11 protein-coding genes are annotated in these 13,897 nt (G+C 67.2%); 2 read left to right on the forward strand and 9 right to left on the reverse strand.

Annotated features, from left to right (window positions below; all coding sequences use genetic code 11):
- Window positions 1-8 precede the first annotated feature (8 nt).
- The 6 genes from V6U71_RS05695 to hutI all read right to left on the reverse strand — a co-directional run bounded on the left by V6U71_RS05695 (window position 9) and on the right by hutI (window position 7,674).
- Window positions 9-1,811: a diguanylate cyclase gene (locus V6U71_RS05695; protein WP_411341335.1), complete on the reverse strand. Its 1,803-nt coding sequence runs from the start codon at window positions 1,809-1,811 to the stop codon at window positions 9-11.
- A 107-nt stretch (window positions 1,812-1,918) separates the two neighbouring features.
- Complete coding sequence (locus V6U71_RS05700; protein WP_411341336.1) at window positions 1,919-2,482, reverse strand: HutD family protein; 564 nt, start codon at window positions 2,480-2,482, stop codon at window positions 1,919-1,921.
- Window positions 2,479-4,149 (reverse strand): urocanate hydratase, encoded by a 1,671-nt coding sequence (gene hutU / locus V6U71_RS05705; protein WP_411341337.1) that lies wholly within the window; start codon window positions 4,147-4,149, stop codon window positions 2,479-2,481. Before hutU ends, V6U71_RS05700 begins: the two co-directional genes overlap by 4 nt.
- Window positions 4,146-4,952: an N-formylglutamate deformylase gene (gene hutG, locus V6U71_RS05710; RefSeq protein ID WP_411341338.1), complete on the reverse strand. Its 807-nt coding sequence runs from the start codon at window positions 4,950-4,952 to the stop codon at window positions 4,146-4,148. The genes hutU and hutG overlap by 4 nt, the downstream gene beginning before the upstream one ends.
- Window positions 4,949-6,478, reverse strand: a complete 1,530-nt coding sequence (gene hutH, locus V6U71_RS05715) for a histidine ammonia-lyase (protein ID WP_411341339.1) — start codon at window positions 6,476-6,478, stop codon at window positions 4,949-4,951. The genes hutG and hutH overlap by 4 nt, the downstream gene beginning before the upstream one ends.
- Window positions 6,475-7,674: an imidazolonepropionase gene (gene hutI, locus V6U71_RS05720; RefSeq protein WP_411341340.1), complete on the reverse strand. Its 1,200-nt coding sequence runs from the start codon at window positions 7,672-7,674 to the stop codon at window positions 6,475-6,477. The genes hutH and hutI overlap by 4 nt, the downstream gene beginning before the upstream one ends.
- 85 nt (window positions 7,675-7,759) lie before the next feature.
- Between hutI and V6U71_RS05725 the strand changes: the two genes are divergently transcribed.
- Together V6U71_RS05725 and hutC are read left to right on the forward strand one after the other, a co-directional pair.
- Window positions 7,760-9,139: a formimidoylglutamate deiminase gene (locus V6U71_RS05725; RefSeq protein ID WP_411341341.1), complete on the forward strand. Its 1,380-nt coding sequence runs from the start codon at window positions 7,760-7,762 to the stop codon at window positions 9,137-9,139.
- On the forward strand, window positions 9,136-9,846 hold the full coding sequence (gene hutC, locus V6U71_RS05730) for a histidine utilization repressor (protein WP_411341342.1): 711 nt from the start codon (window positions 9,136-9,138) through the stop codon (window positions 9,844-9,846). The genes V6U71_RS05725 and hutC overlap by 4 nt, the downstream gene beginning before the upstream one ends.
- A gap of 180 nt (window positions 9,847-10,026) precedes the next feature.
- On the opposite strand, the gene fdhD is transcribed toward hutC, so the two are convergent.
- From fdhD to fdhF, 3 genes are read right to left on the reverse strand one after another with little or no spacing between them, the layout of a single operon-like run.
- Window positions 10,027-10,812, reverse strand: coding sequence for a formate dehydrogenase accessory sulfurtransferase FdhD (gene fdhD, locus V6U71_RS05735; protein WP_411341343.1), 786 nt, complete (start codon window positions 10,810-10,812; stop codon window positions 10,027-10,029).
- Window positions 10,809-11,051, reverse strand: coding sequence for a formate dehydrogenase subunit delta (locus V6U71_RS05740; RefSeq protein WP_411341344.1), 243 nt, complete (start codon window positions 11,049-11,051; stop codon window positions 10,809-10,811). The genes fdhD and V6U71_RS05740 overlap by 4 nt, the downstream gene beginning before the upstream one ends.
- Complete coding sequence (gene fdhF / locus V6U71_RS05745; RefSeq protein ID WP_411341345.1) at window positions 11,048-13,894, reverse strand: formate dehydrogenase subunit alpha; 2,847 nt, start codon at window positions 13,892-13,894, stop codon at window positions 11,048-11,050. The genes V6U71_RS05740 and fdhF overlap by 4 nt, the downstream gene beginning before the upstream one ends.
- Between the last annotated feature and the right edge of the window lie 3 nt (window positions 13,895-13,897).

Below are 13,897 nucleotides of genomic sequence, written 5' to 3' on the forward strand. Positions count from 1 at the left end.
GCGGGCGTTCACGCGCTGGCTGCGTTGCGCAATTTCGCCATTTCGACCCGGTCGCGGCCGAGAGTCTTGGCGCGCAGCAAGGCGGCGTCGGCGGTCCGGACAAGGCGGTCGTAGGCGCAATGATCGGGCGCAACGGCGATGCCGACCGAAATCGTGACGGGCCCCAGATCGGCGTCGCCGTGCCCCAGCCGCAGCGCCGAGATGCGCGCGCGAATATCCTCGGCGCGTTCTTCGGCCTGGACGGCCGACAGTGTCGGCAGCAGGACCAGAAATTCCTCGCCGCCATAGCGGAAGGCCAGCCCGGTTTCGCGCGTCACATTGGCGAGCACCTGTCCGACGGCGCGGAGAACAGCGTCGCCGGTCTCGTGACCATGGACGTCGTTGAAGCGCTTGAAATGATCGACATCGATCATCAGGCAGCCGAGCGGCTCGCCGAGGCGTTCGGCTTGCGCGATCTGCGTTTCGAGCGCGGGGCCGAGCTGGCGGCGATTGGCGAGGCCGGTGAGCGAATCCGCCATTGCCATTTCGCGCAGCGTGTCGCGAAGCTGCAGATTGGCGATCGCCAGCCCGATATTTTCGGCGAGCATGTCGAAATAGATGAGCTGTGCAGCGCTTGCCGCGCCGCCGGCCGGCATTTCGAAATAGAGGAGGCCGAGAGTCTCGCGCTGCGCGGTGAGCGGCAGGCACAGCGTGTCGACCGGATTCGCCGCATCCCATGTTACATGGTCGCAGGGAACATCGACATTATCGCCCGCCGGCCGATGGCGAAGTCCGCGGCGGAGCGCCCAGCACGACAGCGCCGAAAATTGCGTGCCCGACTGCACCGGGCCCAGCCAGCTGCACGCCTCGACGACAAGGTTCCGCTGAGGGTCGAGCAGATAGAGACGCCCGGGCATGCCGGGCGCGATCTCGGGCACGAAGCGCTGGACGATTTCCTTGAGGTCGTGCAGCGTGTCGCACCCCTGCATCCGCTGGGTCATCCGCGACAGCAGGTCGCGCATCGTCCGGTCGGCGTCGCGTTCGGCCTCGAGCCGCTGGCGTTCGAGCCCGTTCTCGCGAAAGATACGGATTGCCTGCGCCATGTCGCCGATCTCGTCGATATGGCTGACTTCGGGGGGTTCGGCGGCGAAATCCTGCACCGCGAGCCGGTTGACGACGTCGCTGAGCTTGACCACCGGGTGGAGTACGCGCTGCTTGAAAACGAAATAGAGCACGCAGAGGACGAGGAGCGCAGTCAGCGCCAGCACGATCTCCGAGATGCGTTTCCAGAGCTGCGAAATTTCGGTGGCGTCGCGGACCTGTGCCTCGATGCGGCTGTCGAGCCGGTCCTGGAACCGCTGGACCTCAAGCTCGGCGCGGTCGAGCTGGCGTTCATATTCGGCGCCGAACAATATCTGGCGGGCGAGCGCGGCGTTGCCCCGTTCTTGTGCGGTCAGCGCCGTTTGCTGTTCGTCGTGGAGCGTATCGGCGAGCGCGACGGCTTTCTTCAGCGCGTCCAGTTCGCCCGTGGTGGCACCGGCGTCGCCGATATGGCGGATGCGATCTTCAACGGCTTCGAGCGCGGCGACTTCGCTGCGGTAAGCGGCCAAATAGGTCGGGTCGCCGGTGTTGACGAACTGGCGTGCCCGGTCGCTTAGCGCATAGATGTCGGTGCCGAGTTCGGCGGTCGCCTTGTCGAGCGCATAGCGTTGCTCGACTGCCGTACGCTCATGATCCTGTGCGTTCGATGCAAGGATCATCGTCGTGCTCGACACGATCGTCAGCAGGACCGTGGCGCCATAGGCCCAGTTGGTGATCGTCGCCAAACGCATGATGGCGTCCTAACTAACCAATCGTTGGAGCGAGGTTAACCCCCGCTGCAGGGATTTTGGTATTGCGGCGATCTTTTAATTAAATCTAATTTCTTGGACTGCGATATTCAGCAGATATCGAATAAAGATGCCGCAACCACGGGAGGCTCGATGTCGAGCTCGCCAAGGTGTCCGGCGTCGATCAGCAGCGCATCATAGGGTTCCAGATCGAAGGCTTTCGCAGCTTGGCGCACCGTGGTTCTTTCTGTCGCGAACAACAAGGTCGCGTTGGCGGTGCCCGGCGCTGCCAGCGTGCAACGATCCAGTTCGGCGCGCATGGCGGCGCGCCGAACCATGATGTTGAGGACGCGGACCGGTCCATCGCGCGGCGCAGCCATCACGGCGGTTTCGCCTGCGAAGGCGAGCGCAGGGTCGCCGGGCCGGAGGCGACGGTCGTCCGATCCGTCGATCGTCAGGTCCAGCGTGCCCTTGATCGGCAACAGGAGACGGTCGACGCCGGCGAAGGTCGAGAAAGGCCCGGCGGACTCGATCGTCGCGACGCTCGCCCTCCAGAGGAAGTCGTCATCGCCCGCGCCCTCCGGGTAAATGGCGACGTCGCATGTCGTGCCGCCGCGGTTCCGCCATGGGCGAGCCTTGCGTTCGCTCGCTCGTAACAGCCGGAAACCCGTCACCCGAGGATGCCGGGCAGGTCCAGTTCCTTCGCGCGCGCGTGGTCGAGCGCGATGTCATAGCCTGCGTCGGCGTGGCGCATGACGCCGGTCGCGGGGTCGTTCCACAGCACGCGTTCGAGCCGCGCCGCGGCCTCGGGGGTGCCGTCGGCGACGATCACCATGCCGCTGTGCTGCGAGAAGCCCATGCCGACGCCGCCGCCGTGGTGCAGCGAGACCCAGGTCGCGCCGCTGGCGGTGTTGAGGAGGGCGTTGAGCAAGGGCCAGTCGCTGACCGCATCGCTGCCGTCGCGCATCGCCTCGGTCTCGCGGTTCGGCGAGGCGACCGAGCCCGAATCGAGATGGTCGCGGCCGATGACGACGGGCGCCTTGAGTTCGCCCTTCGCCACCATCTCGTTGAAGGCGAGGCCGAGCCGGTGGCGGTCGCCGAGCCCGACCCAGCAGATGCGCGCGGGCAGGCCCTGAAAGTGGATCTTCTCGCGCGCCATGTCGAGCCAGCGGTGGAGATGCGCATTGTCGGGCAGCAGTTCCTTCACCTTGGCGTCGGTTTTGAAGATATCCTCGGGGTCCCCCGACAGCGCCGCCCAGCGGAACGGGCCGACGCCGCGGCAGAAGAGCGGGCGGATATAGGCGGGGACGAAGCCGGGGAAGTCGAAGGCATTTTCGACGCCCTCGTCCTTGGCGACCTGGCGGATATTGTTGCCGTAATCGGTCGTCGGCACGCCCGCCGCCTGAAAGTCGAGCATCGAACGGACATGCTTCGCCATCGACGCCTTGGCCGCCTTCGCGACCGCCTGCGGATCGCTCTCGCGCTTCTCGACCCATTCGGCGACGCTCCAGCCTTCGGGGAGATAGCCGTTGACCGGGTCGTGCGCACTCGTCTGGTCGGTCAAGAGGTCGGGGCGGATGCCGCGGGCGTAGAGTTCGGGGAGGAGCTCGGCGGCGTTGCCGAGCAGGCCGACCGAAACGGGCTTCCTGTCGGCGCAGCTCTTTTCGATGATCGCCATCGCTTCCTCGATCGTCGTCGCCGAGGCGTCGAGATAGCCGGTGCGCAGGCGCATTTCGATGCGGCTCGGCTGGCATTCGATCGCGAGGCACGAGGCGCCCGCCATCACTGCGGCGAGCGGCTGGGCGCCGCCCATGCCGCCGAGCCCGGCGGTGAGCAGCCATTTGCCCGCGAGGTCGCCGCCATAGTGCTGGCGGCCCATCTCGACGAAGGTTTCGTAGGTGCCCTGCACGATGCCCTGCGTGCCGATATAGATCCACGAACCCGCGGTCATCTGGCCGTACATGGCGAGCCCGCGCTTATCGAGTTCGTTGAAATGGTCCCAGTTCGCCCAGTGCGGGACGAGGTTGCTGTTCGCGATCAGCACGCGCGGGGCGTCGGCGTGGGTGCGAAAGACGCCGACGGGCTTGCCCGACTGGACGAGCAGCGTCTGGTCGTCTTCCAGCCGCTTCAGCGTCTCGACGATCCGGTCATAGCTTTCCCAGTCGCGCGCGGCGCGGCCGATGCCGCCATAGACGACCAGTTCCTCGGGGCGCTCGGCGACGTCGGGATGCAGGTTGTTCATCAACATGCGCAGCGGCGCTTCGGTGAGCCAGCTTTTCGCGTTGAGTTCGGTGCCGGTGGGCGCCTTGATGATCCGGCTGTTGTCGAGACGGGTGGTCATGCTTGTCCTTTCGCAAAGTCGAGGGTCGCGGCGATCACCTGTTCGAGCACGGGCCGGATCGCGGGGCGGGGGTCGAGGGAAGAGGGCCAGTTGGCGTCGGTGAGTTCGGCGGGCTCGGCCATGTAGCCGCGCTGCGCGAGTTCCATCTGGATGGCGTGGATGCCTTCGTCGGGACGGCCATAGTGGCGCGTCGTCCAGCCGCCCTTGAAGCGGCCGTTGACGATATGGCTGCGGCCGCTGGTCGCACAAATCGCCGCGACGGTGGTTTCGAGCGCGGGGTCGCAAGTGGCGCCGCCGTTGGTGCCGATGTTGAACTGCGGCAGTTCGCCGTCGAACAGCCGCGGCACATGGCTGCGGATCGAGTGGGCGTCGTAGAGGACGACGCGGTCATGCTGTGCGCGTAGCCGGGCGAGCTCTGCCTCGAGTGCCTCATGATAGGGGCGGTGGTAAAGGTTCAGACGCTGCATGATCTCCGCCTCGTCGGGCTCGCCGAAGCGATAGAGCGGATCACCATCGAAGGTCGTCGTCGGGCAAAGCTCGGTCGTCGCCTGCCCGGGATAGAGTGAGGCGCCCGACGGATCGCGGTTCATGTCGATGACGCTGCGCGAAATGTCCGTCGCGACCAGCGTCGCCCCCAGATCGGCGGCGAAGGCATAAAGATCGGCGATCCACCAGTCGGTATCGAGCTGCGCAAGCCAGGGCGAAACATATTGTTCGTCGAGCCCCGCGAGCCCGGTGCCGCCGTGCGGAAAGGCGACCACCAGCGGTGCGTCGCCGCGCCTTATGTCGAGCCAGCCGGTCACGCGATGCCGGGCAAGGCGCCATCGGCGGTCGCGGCGAGCGCGCCCGAGCGGATCAGCGCATTCGCCGCCTCGATATCGGGATGGAAATGGCGGTCGTCGGCGAGCGTCGGAACGGCATCGCGGAGCAGACGGTGCGCGCGTTCGAGCGCGGGGCTCGATTGCAGCGGCGCTTGGAAGTCGACGCCCTGCGCCGCGGCGAGCCATTCGATCGCGACGACGGCGATGGCATTGCGCGCCATGGCGTGCAGGCGGCGGGCGCCGTGCGCCGCCATCGAGACATGGTCTTCCTGATTGGCCGAGGTCGGGATCGAATCGACGCTGGCGGGGTAGGCCTGTTGCTTGTTTTCGCTGACCAGTGCGGCGGCGGTGACCTGCGGGATCATGAAGCCCGAATTGAGCCCCGGCTTTGGGGTCAGGAAGGCGGGGAGGCCCGACAGCGCGGGGTCGACGAGCATCGCGATGCGGCGTTCGGAAATCGAACCGATCTCGCAGATCGCCAGCGCGATCATATCGGCGGCGAAGGCGACGGGTTCGGCGTGGAAATTGCCGCCCGACAGCGCTTCGTCGGCGTCGGGGAAGATCAGCGGATTGTCCGAAACGCCGTTCGCCTCGATTTCCAGCGTTGTCGCTGCCTGACGCAGCACGTCGAGCGCGGCGCCCATCACTTGCGGCTGGCAGCGCAGGCAATAGGGGTCCTGCACGCGGGTGTCGTTTTCGAGATGGCTGGCGCGGATCGGCGATCCCGCCATCAGGCTGCGCAGCGCCGCTGCGACCTCGATTTGGCCGCGATGGCGGCGCAGGTCATGGATGCGCGGATCGAAGGGGGTGTCGGAGCCCTTGGCGGCCTCGGTTGACAGCGCGCCGGTGACCAGCGCCGACCGGAACAGCAATTCGGCCTCGAACAATCCCGCGAGCGCGTTGGCGGTCGAGAATTGCGTGCCGTTGAGCAGCGCGAGCCCTTCCTTCGCGGCCAGTTCGATCGGCGCGAGCCCGGCGCGGGCGAGCGCGTCGGCGGCGGGGAGTCGCTCGTCGTCGACGAAGATTTCGCCCATGCCGATCATCGTCACCGCCATGTGCGAGAGCGGCGCGAGGTCGCCGCTGGCGCCGACCGATCCCTGCGCGGGGATGACGGGGGTCAGGCCATGGACGAGCATCGCTTCGAGCAGGGCGACGGTTTCGGGGCGGACCCCCGATGCACCCTGCGCAAGGCTGGCGAGTTTCAGCGCCATCATCAGGCGGATCACCGGCACCGGCGACGGGTCGCCGACCCCTGCGGCATGGCTGAGGACGATGTTCCGCTGCAGCGTTGCGAGATCGGCGTCGTCGATGCGGACGCTGGCGAGTTTCCCGAAGCCGGTGTTGATCCCGTAGACGGGCTCGCCATGCGCGAGGATGCGGCCGACCGCGGCCGCGCTTTCGGCAATCAGGGGCGCGGAAGCGGGGTCGAGACGCGCGGCGGCGCCCCGATAGATGGCGCGCCAGTCGGCGAGTGACGCGGCGCCGGGAACAAGCAAGATATCGTTCATCGACCACTCCAGATGCGGGCATGGAGCGGGTTCAGCCCCATGCGATAGACGAGTTCGGCGGGACGTTCGATGTCCCAGATGGCGAGGTCGCAGCGCTTGCCGGCTTCGAGCGTGCCGATCCGGTCGGCGAGGCCCAGCGCGCGCGCTGCATTGCGGGTGACGCCGGCGAGGCATTCGGAAACGGTCAGGCGGAACAAGGTCGCGCCCATGTTCATCACAAGCAGCGGCGAAGTGAGCGGCGAGGTGCCCGGGTTGCAGTCGGTCGCGAGCGCGATCGGCACCCCCGCGGCGCGCAGCGCGTCGACCGGCGGCAGCTTCGTCTCGCGCATGAAATAATAGGCGCCGGGGAGCAACGTCGCGACGGTGCCGGCCTTTGCCATCGCGGCGACGCCCGCTTCGTCGAGATGTTCGAGGTGGTCGGCCGACAGCGCACCATATTGCGCCGCGAGCGCCGCGCCATGCTGGTTCGACAATTGCTCGGCGTGGAGTTTGACGGGCAGCCCCGCTTGCCTGGCGGCATCGAAGACACGCTGCGTCTGCGCGGCGGTAAAGCCGATGCCTTCGCAAAAGGCGTCGACGGCATCGGCAAGGCCGAGCCGTGCGACCTCCGGCAGCATCGTATCGACGATCGTCGCGATATAGGCATCGGGGTCGCCGGCATATTCGGGCGGCAGCGCGTGCGCGCCGAGAAAGGTCGTGGCGATCCGCACCCGCCGTTCCGCGCCGAGCCGCCGTGCGGCGCGGAGCATGCGAACTTCGCTGGCGGTATCGAGGCCATAGCCTGACTTGACCTCGACCGTCGTCACGCCCTCGGCGAGCAGCGCGTCGAGGCGGGGCAGGGCGGTCGCGACGAGTTCGTCCTCGCTCGCGTCGCGCGTTGCGCGCATCGTCGATACGATGCCGCCGCCGGCGCGGGCGATGTCTTCGTAGGACGCGCCGTCGAGCCGCATCTCGAATTCCTGCGCGCGGTTGCCGGCGTGGATGAGGTGGGTGTGGCAGTCGATCAGCCCCGGGGTGATCCAGCGCCCGTCGCAGCCGATGCTTTCGGCGGCGTCGAAGGTCGGCGCGTCGTTCGCCGGGCCGGCATAGACGATGGCGCCATCGCGCGCTGCGACGACGCCTTGCTCGACGACGCCCATGCCGCCGTCGGTCATCGTCGCGAGCCTTGCGTCTTGCCACAGCGTATCACAGCGCATCGGATTGCCTTCTCTCTTCCCGGTTCCAATGATTGCACAAATCGGGCAATAATGTATAGACATAATTTCACGACGGGAGACGATCATGAATTCGGCGCAGCGAACGGACGATCTTCGCCTGTTTTTCGACCACATGTTGCTGCCCGCCGGCTTTGCGCGCGGCGTCCGGCTGACGATCCGGGACGGGCTGATCGCGGCGGTCGAGTCGGGTGCCGCGCCCCGGCCGGGCGACGAGCGCCATGGCTGCGGAGTGCCGGGAATGCCCAATCTCCACAGCCATGCCTTCCAGCGCGGCATGGCGGGACTGGCCGAACGCCGCGGACCCTCGGGCGACAGCTTCTGGACGTGGCGCGAGGTGATGTACCGCTTTCTCGGCCGCATGACCCCCGACGACCTGCGCGCGGTCGCGGCGCTCGCCTATATGGAGATGCTCGAGGGCGGCTTCACGCGCGTCGGCGAGTTTCATTACCTCCACCATGATATCGGGGGAGCGGCGTTTGCCGATCCGGCGGAAATGAGCCGCGCGATCGTCGCGGCCGCCGATGAAAGCGGTATCGCGCTGACCTTGCTACCTGTCCTCTATTCCTATGCCGGTTTCGGCGCGCAGCCGCCGCAGCCCGCGCAGATGCGCTTCGTCATGGATATCGAAGATTATGCGCGACTGATCGACGGCGCCGATACCGCAGCGCGTGATTTGCCCGATGCGATCGTCGGCATTGCGCCGCACAGCCTGCGCGCCGTGTCGCCCGAACAGCTGGGCGCGCTCGCCGGGATCGGCGCCGGGCGTCCGGTCCATATCCACATCGCCGAGCAGGTGAAGGAGGTCGTCGACTGCCTCGACTGGAGTGGGCAGCGGCCGGTCGAATGGCTGCTGGATCACGCCGCGGTCGACAAGCGCTGGTGCCTCGTCCATGCGACGCACATGACGCCCGACGAAAGTGAAGCGCTGGCGAAAAGCGGCGCGATTGCCGGGCTCTGCCCGATCACCGAAGCCAATCTGGGCGACGGCCTGTTTCCCGCCGAGGTCTTTCTGGCGGCGGGCGGGCGTTTCGGGGTCGGGAGCGATTCAAATGTGCTGATCGATGCGAGCGAGGAATTGCGCTTGCTCGAATATGGCCAGCGCCTGCTGCACCGTGGCCGCAACATGCTGGCGCGCGGCGAAGGGCGGTCGACCGGGGCGGACATCTATGCCGCGGCGGTCGATGGCGGCGCGGCGGCGCTCGGCGTCACGGGCGGCCTGACGGTGGGGGCGCCCGCCGATATCGTCAGCCTCGACCTCGGTCACCCCTCGCTTGCCGGCAAAGCGGGCGACGCGTTGCTCGATGCCTATGTATTTGCTGCGGGGCGGAGCGCGATCGATAGTGTGTGGCGGCGCGGCGAGCGGCAGGTCGAGCGCGGACGGCACCGGCACCGCGCCGGGATCGTCCAGCGCTACGTGGCGACGCTGGACCGGCTGACCGCGTGAAGCGGCCGCTCCACGACCGCATCCGATCGGATTATGAGGCGCGTATCCTGTCGGGAGCGCTGCCGCCAGGCGAGCGGCTGCCGACCGAGCAGGAATTGATGCGCCATTATGATTGTTCGCGGATGACCGTGAACAAGGCGCTGTCGGCGCTGGCCGCGACGGGTCTGATCGACCGGCGCAAGCGCGCCGGTACGTTCGTCGCGCGGCCGCGCGTCCATTCGATGGTGCTCGACGTCCCCGATCTCGAACAGGAAGTCGTCCAGCGCGGGCAGCATTATCGCTACGCGCTGTTGCGGCGCCAGATCCGGGCGCCCGATCCCGACAGCTCCGAAGAGATGCTGCTGGCGGGCAAGGGCAGGCTGCTGGTGCTGGACGGCGTCCACCATGCCGATGGGGTGCCGCTCGCCTGCGAGCAGCGCTTGGTCAGCCTGTCGGCGGTGCCCGAGACTGAAGCGGTCGATTTCGAAGGCGCGTCGCCCGGCGCCTGGCTGCTGAAGCATGTGCCGTGGACGCAAGCCGAGACGCGCATCGCTGCGGTCGGCGCCGACCGCGACACCGCCGCGGCGCTCAACCTGCTGCCCGGCGCGCCCTGCTTGCTGATCGAGCGGCGCACATGGCGCGGCGACGACGGCATCACGCTGGTGCGGCAGCATTTCGTCGGATCGGCCTATGACCTGATCGCGACCTTCGGGCCGGCGAAGGGGTAGGTTCGTTTGGGGTGGGGAGGAGACGTTCCATACCCAACCTCGTCATTCCCGCGAAAGCGGGAACCCAGTGTGGGGCAGGCCGACGCACGCTCTGGGTTCCCGCTTTCGCGGGAATGACGAAGTAAGCGACGCCCGCTCTCGGCCGAAACTTGCCGTCTCGCTTCGTTGCTGCCGTCTCGCTCAGCGAGGGACCGCCAGCATCGCATCGGGCCGCGCCAGGACTCGCAGGTTCAGCCCGGCCGCGACCGCGCGCTCGACGGCGAGGCGAGTCGGCGCCGAGATGGTGACGAGCAGCGGGCAGTCAGTGAGGATCGCCTTTTCGACCAGGTCGAACGAGCAGCGCGAGGACAGCAGCGCGAAGCCGCCGTCCCACGCCGATCCGGCGCGGCGCATCGCGCCGATGAGCTTGTCGAAGGCATTGTGGCGCCCGACGTCCTCGCGGACCAGCCTGATCGTGCCGTCGGGGCCTGCCCATGCGGCGGCGTGGACGGCGCCGGTGCGCCGGTTGAGCGTCTGATGTTCGGCAAGGCCCGCAAGGGCACGAAACACCGCATCTTCGCTGGCCGAGGAGGTGGCGGTGACTTTGGGAAGCGGGCGGATCGCCTGTTCGAGATTTTCGATGCCGCAGAGCCCGCACGAGGAGTCGGTCGCGCGGTGGCGGACGCGATCAAGCAACGCGCCGGTGCGCTCGGCAGGCAGGTTGGCGCGCGCGACGACGCCGCGTTCGGTGCGGTGGAGCGCGACGTCGACTACCGCGTCGCCGGGCAGTTGCAGCCGCTCGGCGATCAGGAAGCCGGCGACGAGATCCTCGATATCGGCCGGGGTCGCCATCAGCACTGCATAGCCGATGCCGTTGAATTCGAGCGCGATCGGTGTCTCTTCGGCGAGTTCGCGCGTCAGGTCGTCGCGCTCGCCGTCAGGCGTCAAGCGGACGAAAGGTTGCCCGGCGGCCGGCGTATCGTTCAAGACGCGGCGATCCGTCCGACCGCGGCGGCGGCGATCGGCGACAGTGCTTCCGGGCGTTCGCCGGCGAGCCTGATGATGTTGCGGCGCATCGCGGGGTCCCAGAAGCTGCGAATATGGTCGGCCACCATGTCGGTCGCCCGCTCTTGGCCTTCGGCCGCAAGATTGCGGGCGATCTGGTTCGCCATATAGATCAGCCGGTCGGCCGTCGACATGACGCCCTCTTCGTGCGTGCCGCTCATTCGGCGGCCTCTACCGACATGATGCGGCGGCTCTGGCGGGCTTGCTCGGCATAATCCTCCTGCCAGTCGGACGGGCCGTTCGACAGGCCGACCTGTACGGCGGTGACCTTATACTCGGGGCAGTTGGTCGCCCAGTCCGAATAGTCGGTGGTGATGACGTTGGCCTGTGTGTCGGGGTGGTGGAAGGTCGTGTAGACGACCCCCGGCGCAACGCGTTCGGTGATCAGCGCGCGCAGTGTCGTTTCGCCGGCGCGGCTCTTCAGGCCGACCCAGTCGCCGTCCTTGATCCCGCGGTTCTCGGCGTCGAGCGGATGGATTTCCAGCCGGTCCTCGGGATGCCAGGCAGTGTTCGCGGTGCGCCGCGTCTGCGCGCCGACGTTGTAATGGCTGAGGATGCGGCCGGTGGTGAGGAGCAGCGGAAAGCGCGGCCCGGTCTTTTCGTCGGTCGGCACATAGTCGGTGACGACGAATTTGCCCTTGCCGCGCACGAAACCGTCGATGTGCATCGTCGGCGTGCCGTCCGGCGCCGCGTCGTTGGCGGGCCATTGCAGCGAGCCTTCGGCTTCGAGCCGGTCGTAATGGACGCCCGCGAAGGTCGGGGTGAGTGCCGCGATCTCGTCCATGATCTCCGACGGGTGCGTGTAGGTCCAGTCGAGCCCCATCGCATTGGCGACGTGCTGGACAACCTCCCAGTCGGCATAGCCGTTGAGCGGCGCCATCACCTTGCGCACGCGCTGGATGCGGCGTTCGGCGTTGGTGAAGGTGCCGTCCTTTTCGAGGAAGGTCGATCCCGGCAGGAAGACATGCGCGTAGTTCGCGGTCTCGTTGAGGAACAGGTCCTGCACGACGACGCATTCCATCGCGGCGAGACCCGCCGCGACATGGCGGGTATTGGGATCGGACTGGAGGATATCCTCGCCCTGAATGAACAGCCCCTTGAAGCTGCCGTCGGTTGCGGCGTCGAGCATGTTGGGGATGCGCAGCCCCGGCTCGCTGTCGAGTGCGACGCCCCACGCCGCTTCGAACATCTCGCGCGCTGCCGTGTCGGAGACATGGCGATAGCCCGAAAATTCGTGCGGGAAGCTGCCCATGTCGCACGCACCCTGAACATTGTTCTGGCCGCGCAGCGGATTCACGCCGACGCCTTCGCGCCCGATGTTGCCGGTTGCCATCGCGAGGTTGGCGATCGCCATCACCGTCGAGCTGCCTTGGCTGTGCTCTGTCACGCCTAGGCCGTAGTAGATCGCCGCATTGCCTCCGGTGGCATAGAGGCGCGCGGCGGCGCGCAGGTCGGCGGGGTTCACGCCGGTCAGCGGCTCGATCGCTTCGGGCGAGCGGTTCGCTTCCGACACGAAATCGGCCCAGTCCTGAAATTCGTCCCAGTCGCACCGTTCGCGGATGAAGGCTTCGTTGTAGAGCTTCTCGGTCACCACGACATGTGCCATCGCGGTCAGCAGCGCGACATTGGTGCCGGGGCGCAGCGGCAGGTGATGCGCAGCCTCGATATGCGGCGATTTGACGAGGTCGATACGGCGCGGATCGACGACGATGAGCTGCGCACCCTGCCGCAGCCGCTGTTTCATCCGGCTGCCGAAGACCGGATGGGCATCGGTCGGGTTGGCGCCGATGACGAGAATGACGTCGGCCTGCTCGACGCTGTCGAAATCCTGCGTTCCCGCCGAGGTGCCGAAGGTCGTCTTGAGGCCGTAGCCGGTCGGCGAGTGGCAGACGCGGGCGCAGGTATCGACATTGTTGTTGCCGAAGCCCTGCCGGATCAGCTTCTGGACGAGGAAGGTTTCCTCGTTGGTGCAGCGGCTCGAGGTGATGCCGCCGACGGCGAGGCGGCCATATTTTTCCTGAATGCGGCGGAATTCGCTCGCGGTGTGGGCGATCGCCTCGTCCCAGCTCACCTCGCGCCACGGTTCGCTGACGCTGGCGCGGATCATCGGGTTCAATATGCGTTCCTGATGCTGGGCATAGCCCCAGGCGAAGCGTCCCTTGACGCAGCTGTGGCCGTGGTTCGCCTTGCCGTCCTTCCACGGCACCATGCGCACCAGTTCCTCGCCGCGCATCTCGGCGCGAAAGGTGCAGCCGACGCCGCAATAGGCGCAGGTGGTGACGACGGCGCGGTCGGGGGTGCCGGTTTCGACGACCTTCTTTTCGATCAGGCTCGCGGTCGGGCACGCCTGCACGCAGGCGCCGCATGAGACGCAATCGGAAGCGAGGAAGCTGTCGTTCTGCGATGCGGCGACTTTCGAGTTGAAACCCATGCCCTCGATCGTCAGCGCGAAGGTGCCCTGCACCTCGTCGCAGGCGCGAACGCAGCGCGAACAGACGATGCATTTCGACGGGTCGAAATCGAAATAGGGGTTCGACTGGTCCTTTGGCTGGCCCATGTTGGTCGCGCCGTCATAGCCGTAACGCACGTCGCGCAGGCCGACCGCGCCCGCCTGATCCTGCAATTCGCAGTCGCCGTTTGCGGCGCAGGTCAGGCAGTCGAGCGGGTGGTCGGAGATGTAGAGTTCCATCACCCCGCGGCGGAGCTGCTTCAGCCGTTCGGTCTGGGTGCGCACGACCATACCCTCGGCGATCGGGGTGGTGCAGCTGGCGGGATAGCCATTCCGGCCCTCGACCTCGACGAGGCAGAGACGGCACGAGCCGAAGCTTTCGACATTGTCGGTCGCGCACAGCTTGGGGATCGCCCCGCCGCTCAATGAGGCGGCGCGCATGATCGAGGTGCCTTCGGGCAGCGTGACCTGCTCGCCGTCGATGGTCAGCGTGACGTTGCGGCCGGTTGCGAGCGCCGGGGGCGTGCCGTGGTCGGTTTCGCGGGTGAAACCCATCTT

The sequence above is a fragment of the Sphingopyxis sp. J-6 genome (genome assembly GCF_046603995.1).
GTDB lineage: Bacteria > Pseudomonadota > Alphaproteobacteria > Sphingomonadales > Sphingomonadaceae > Sphingopyxis.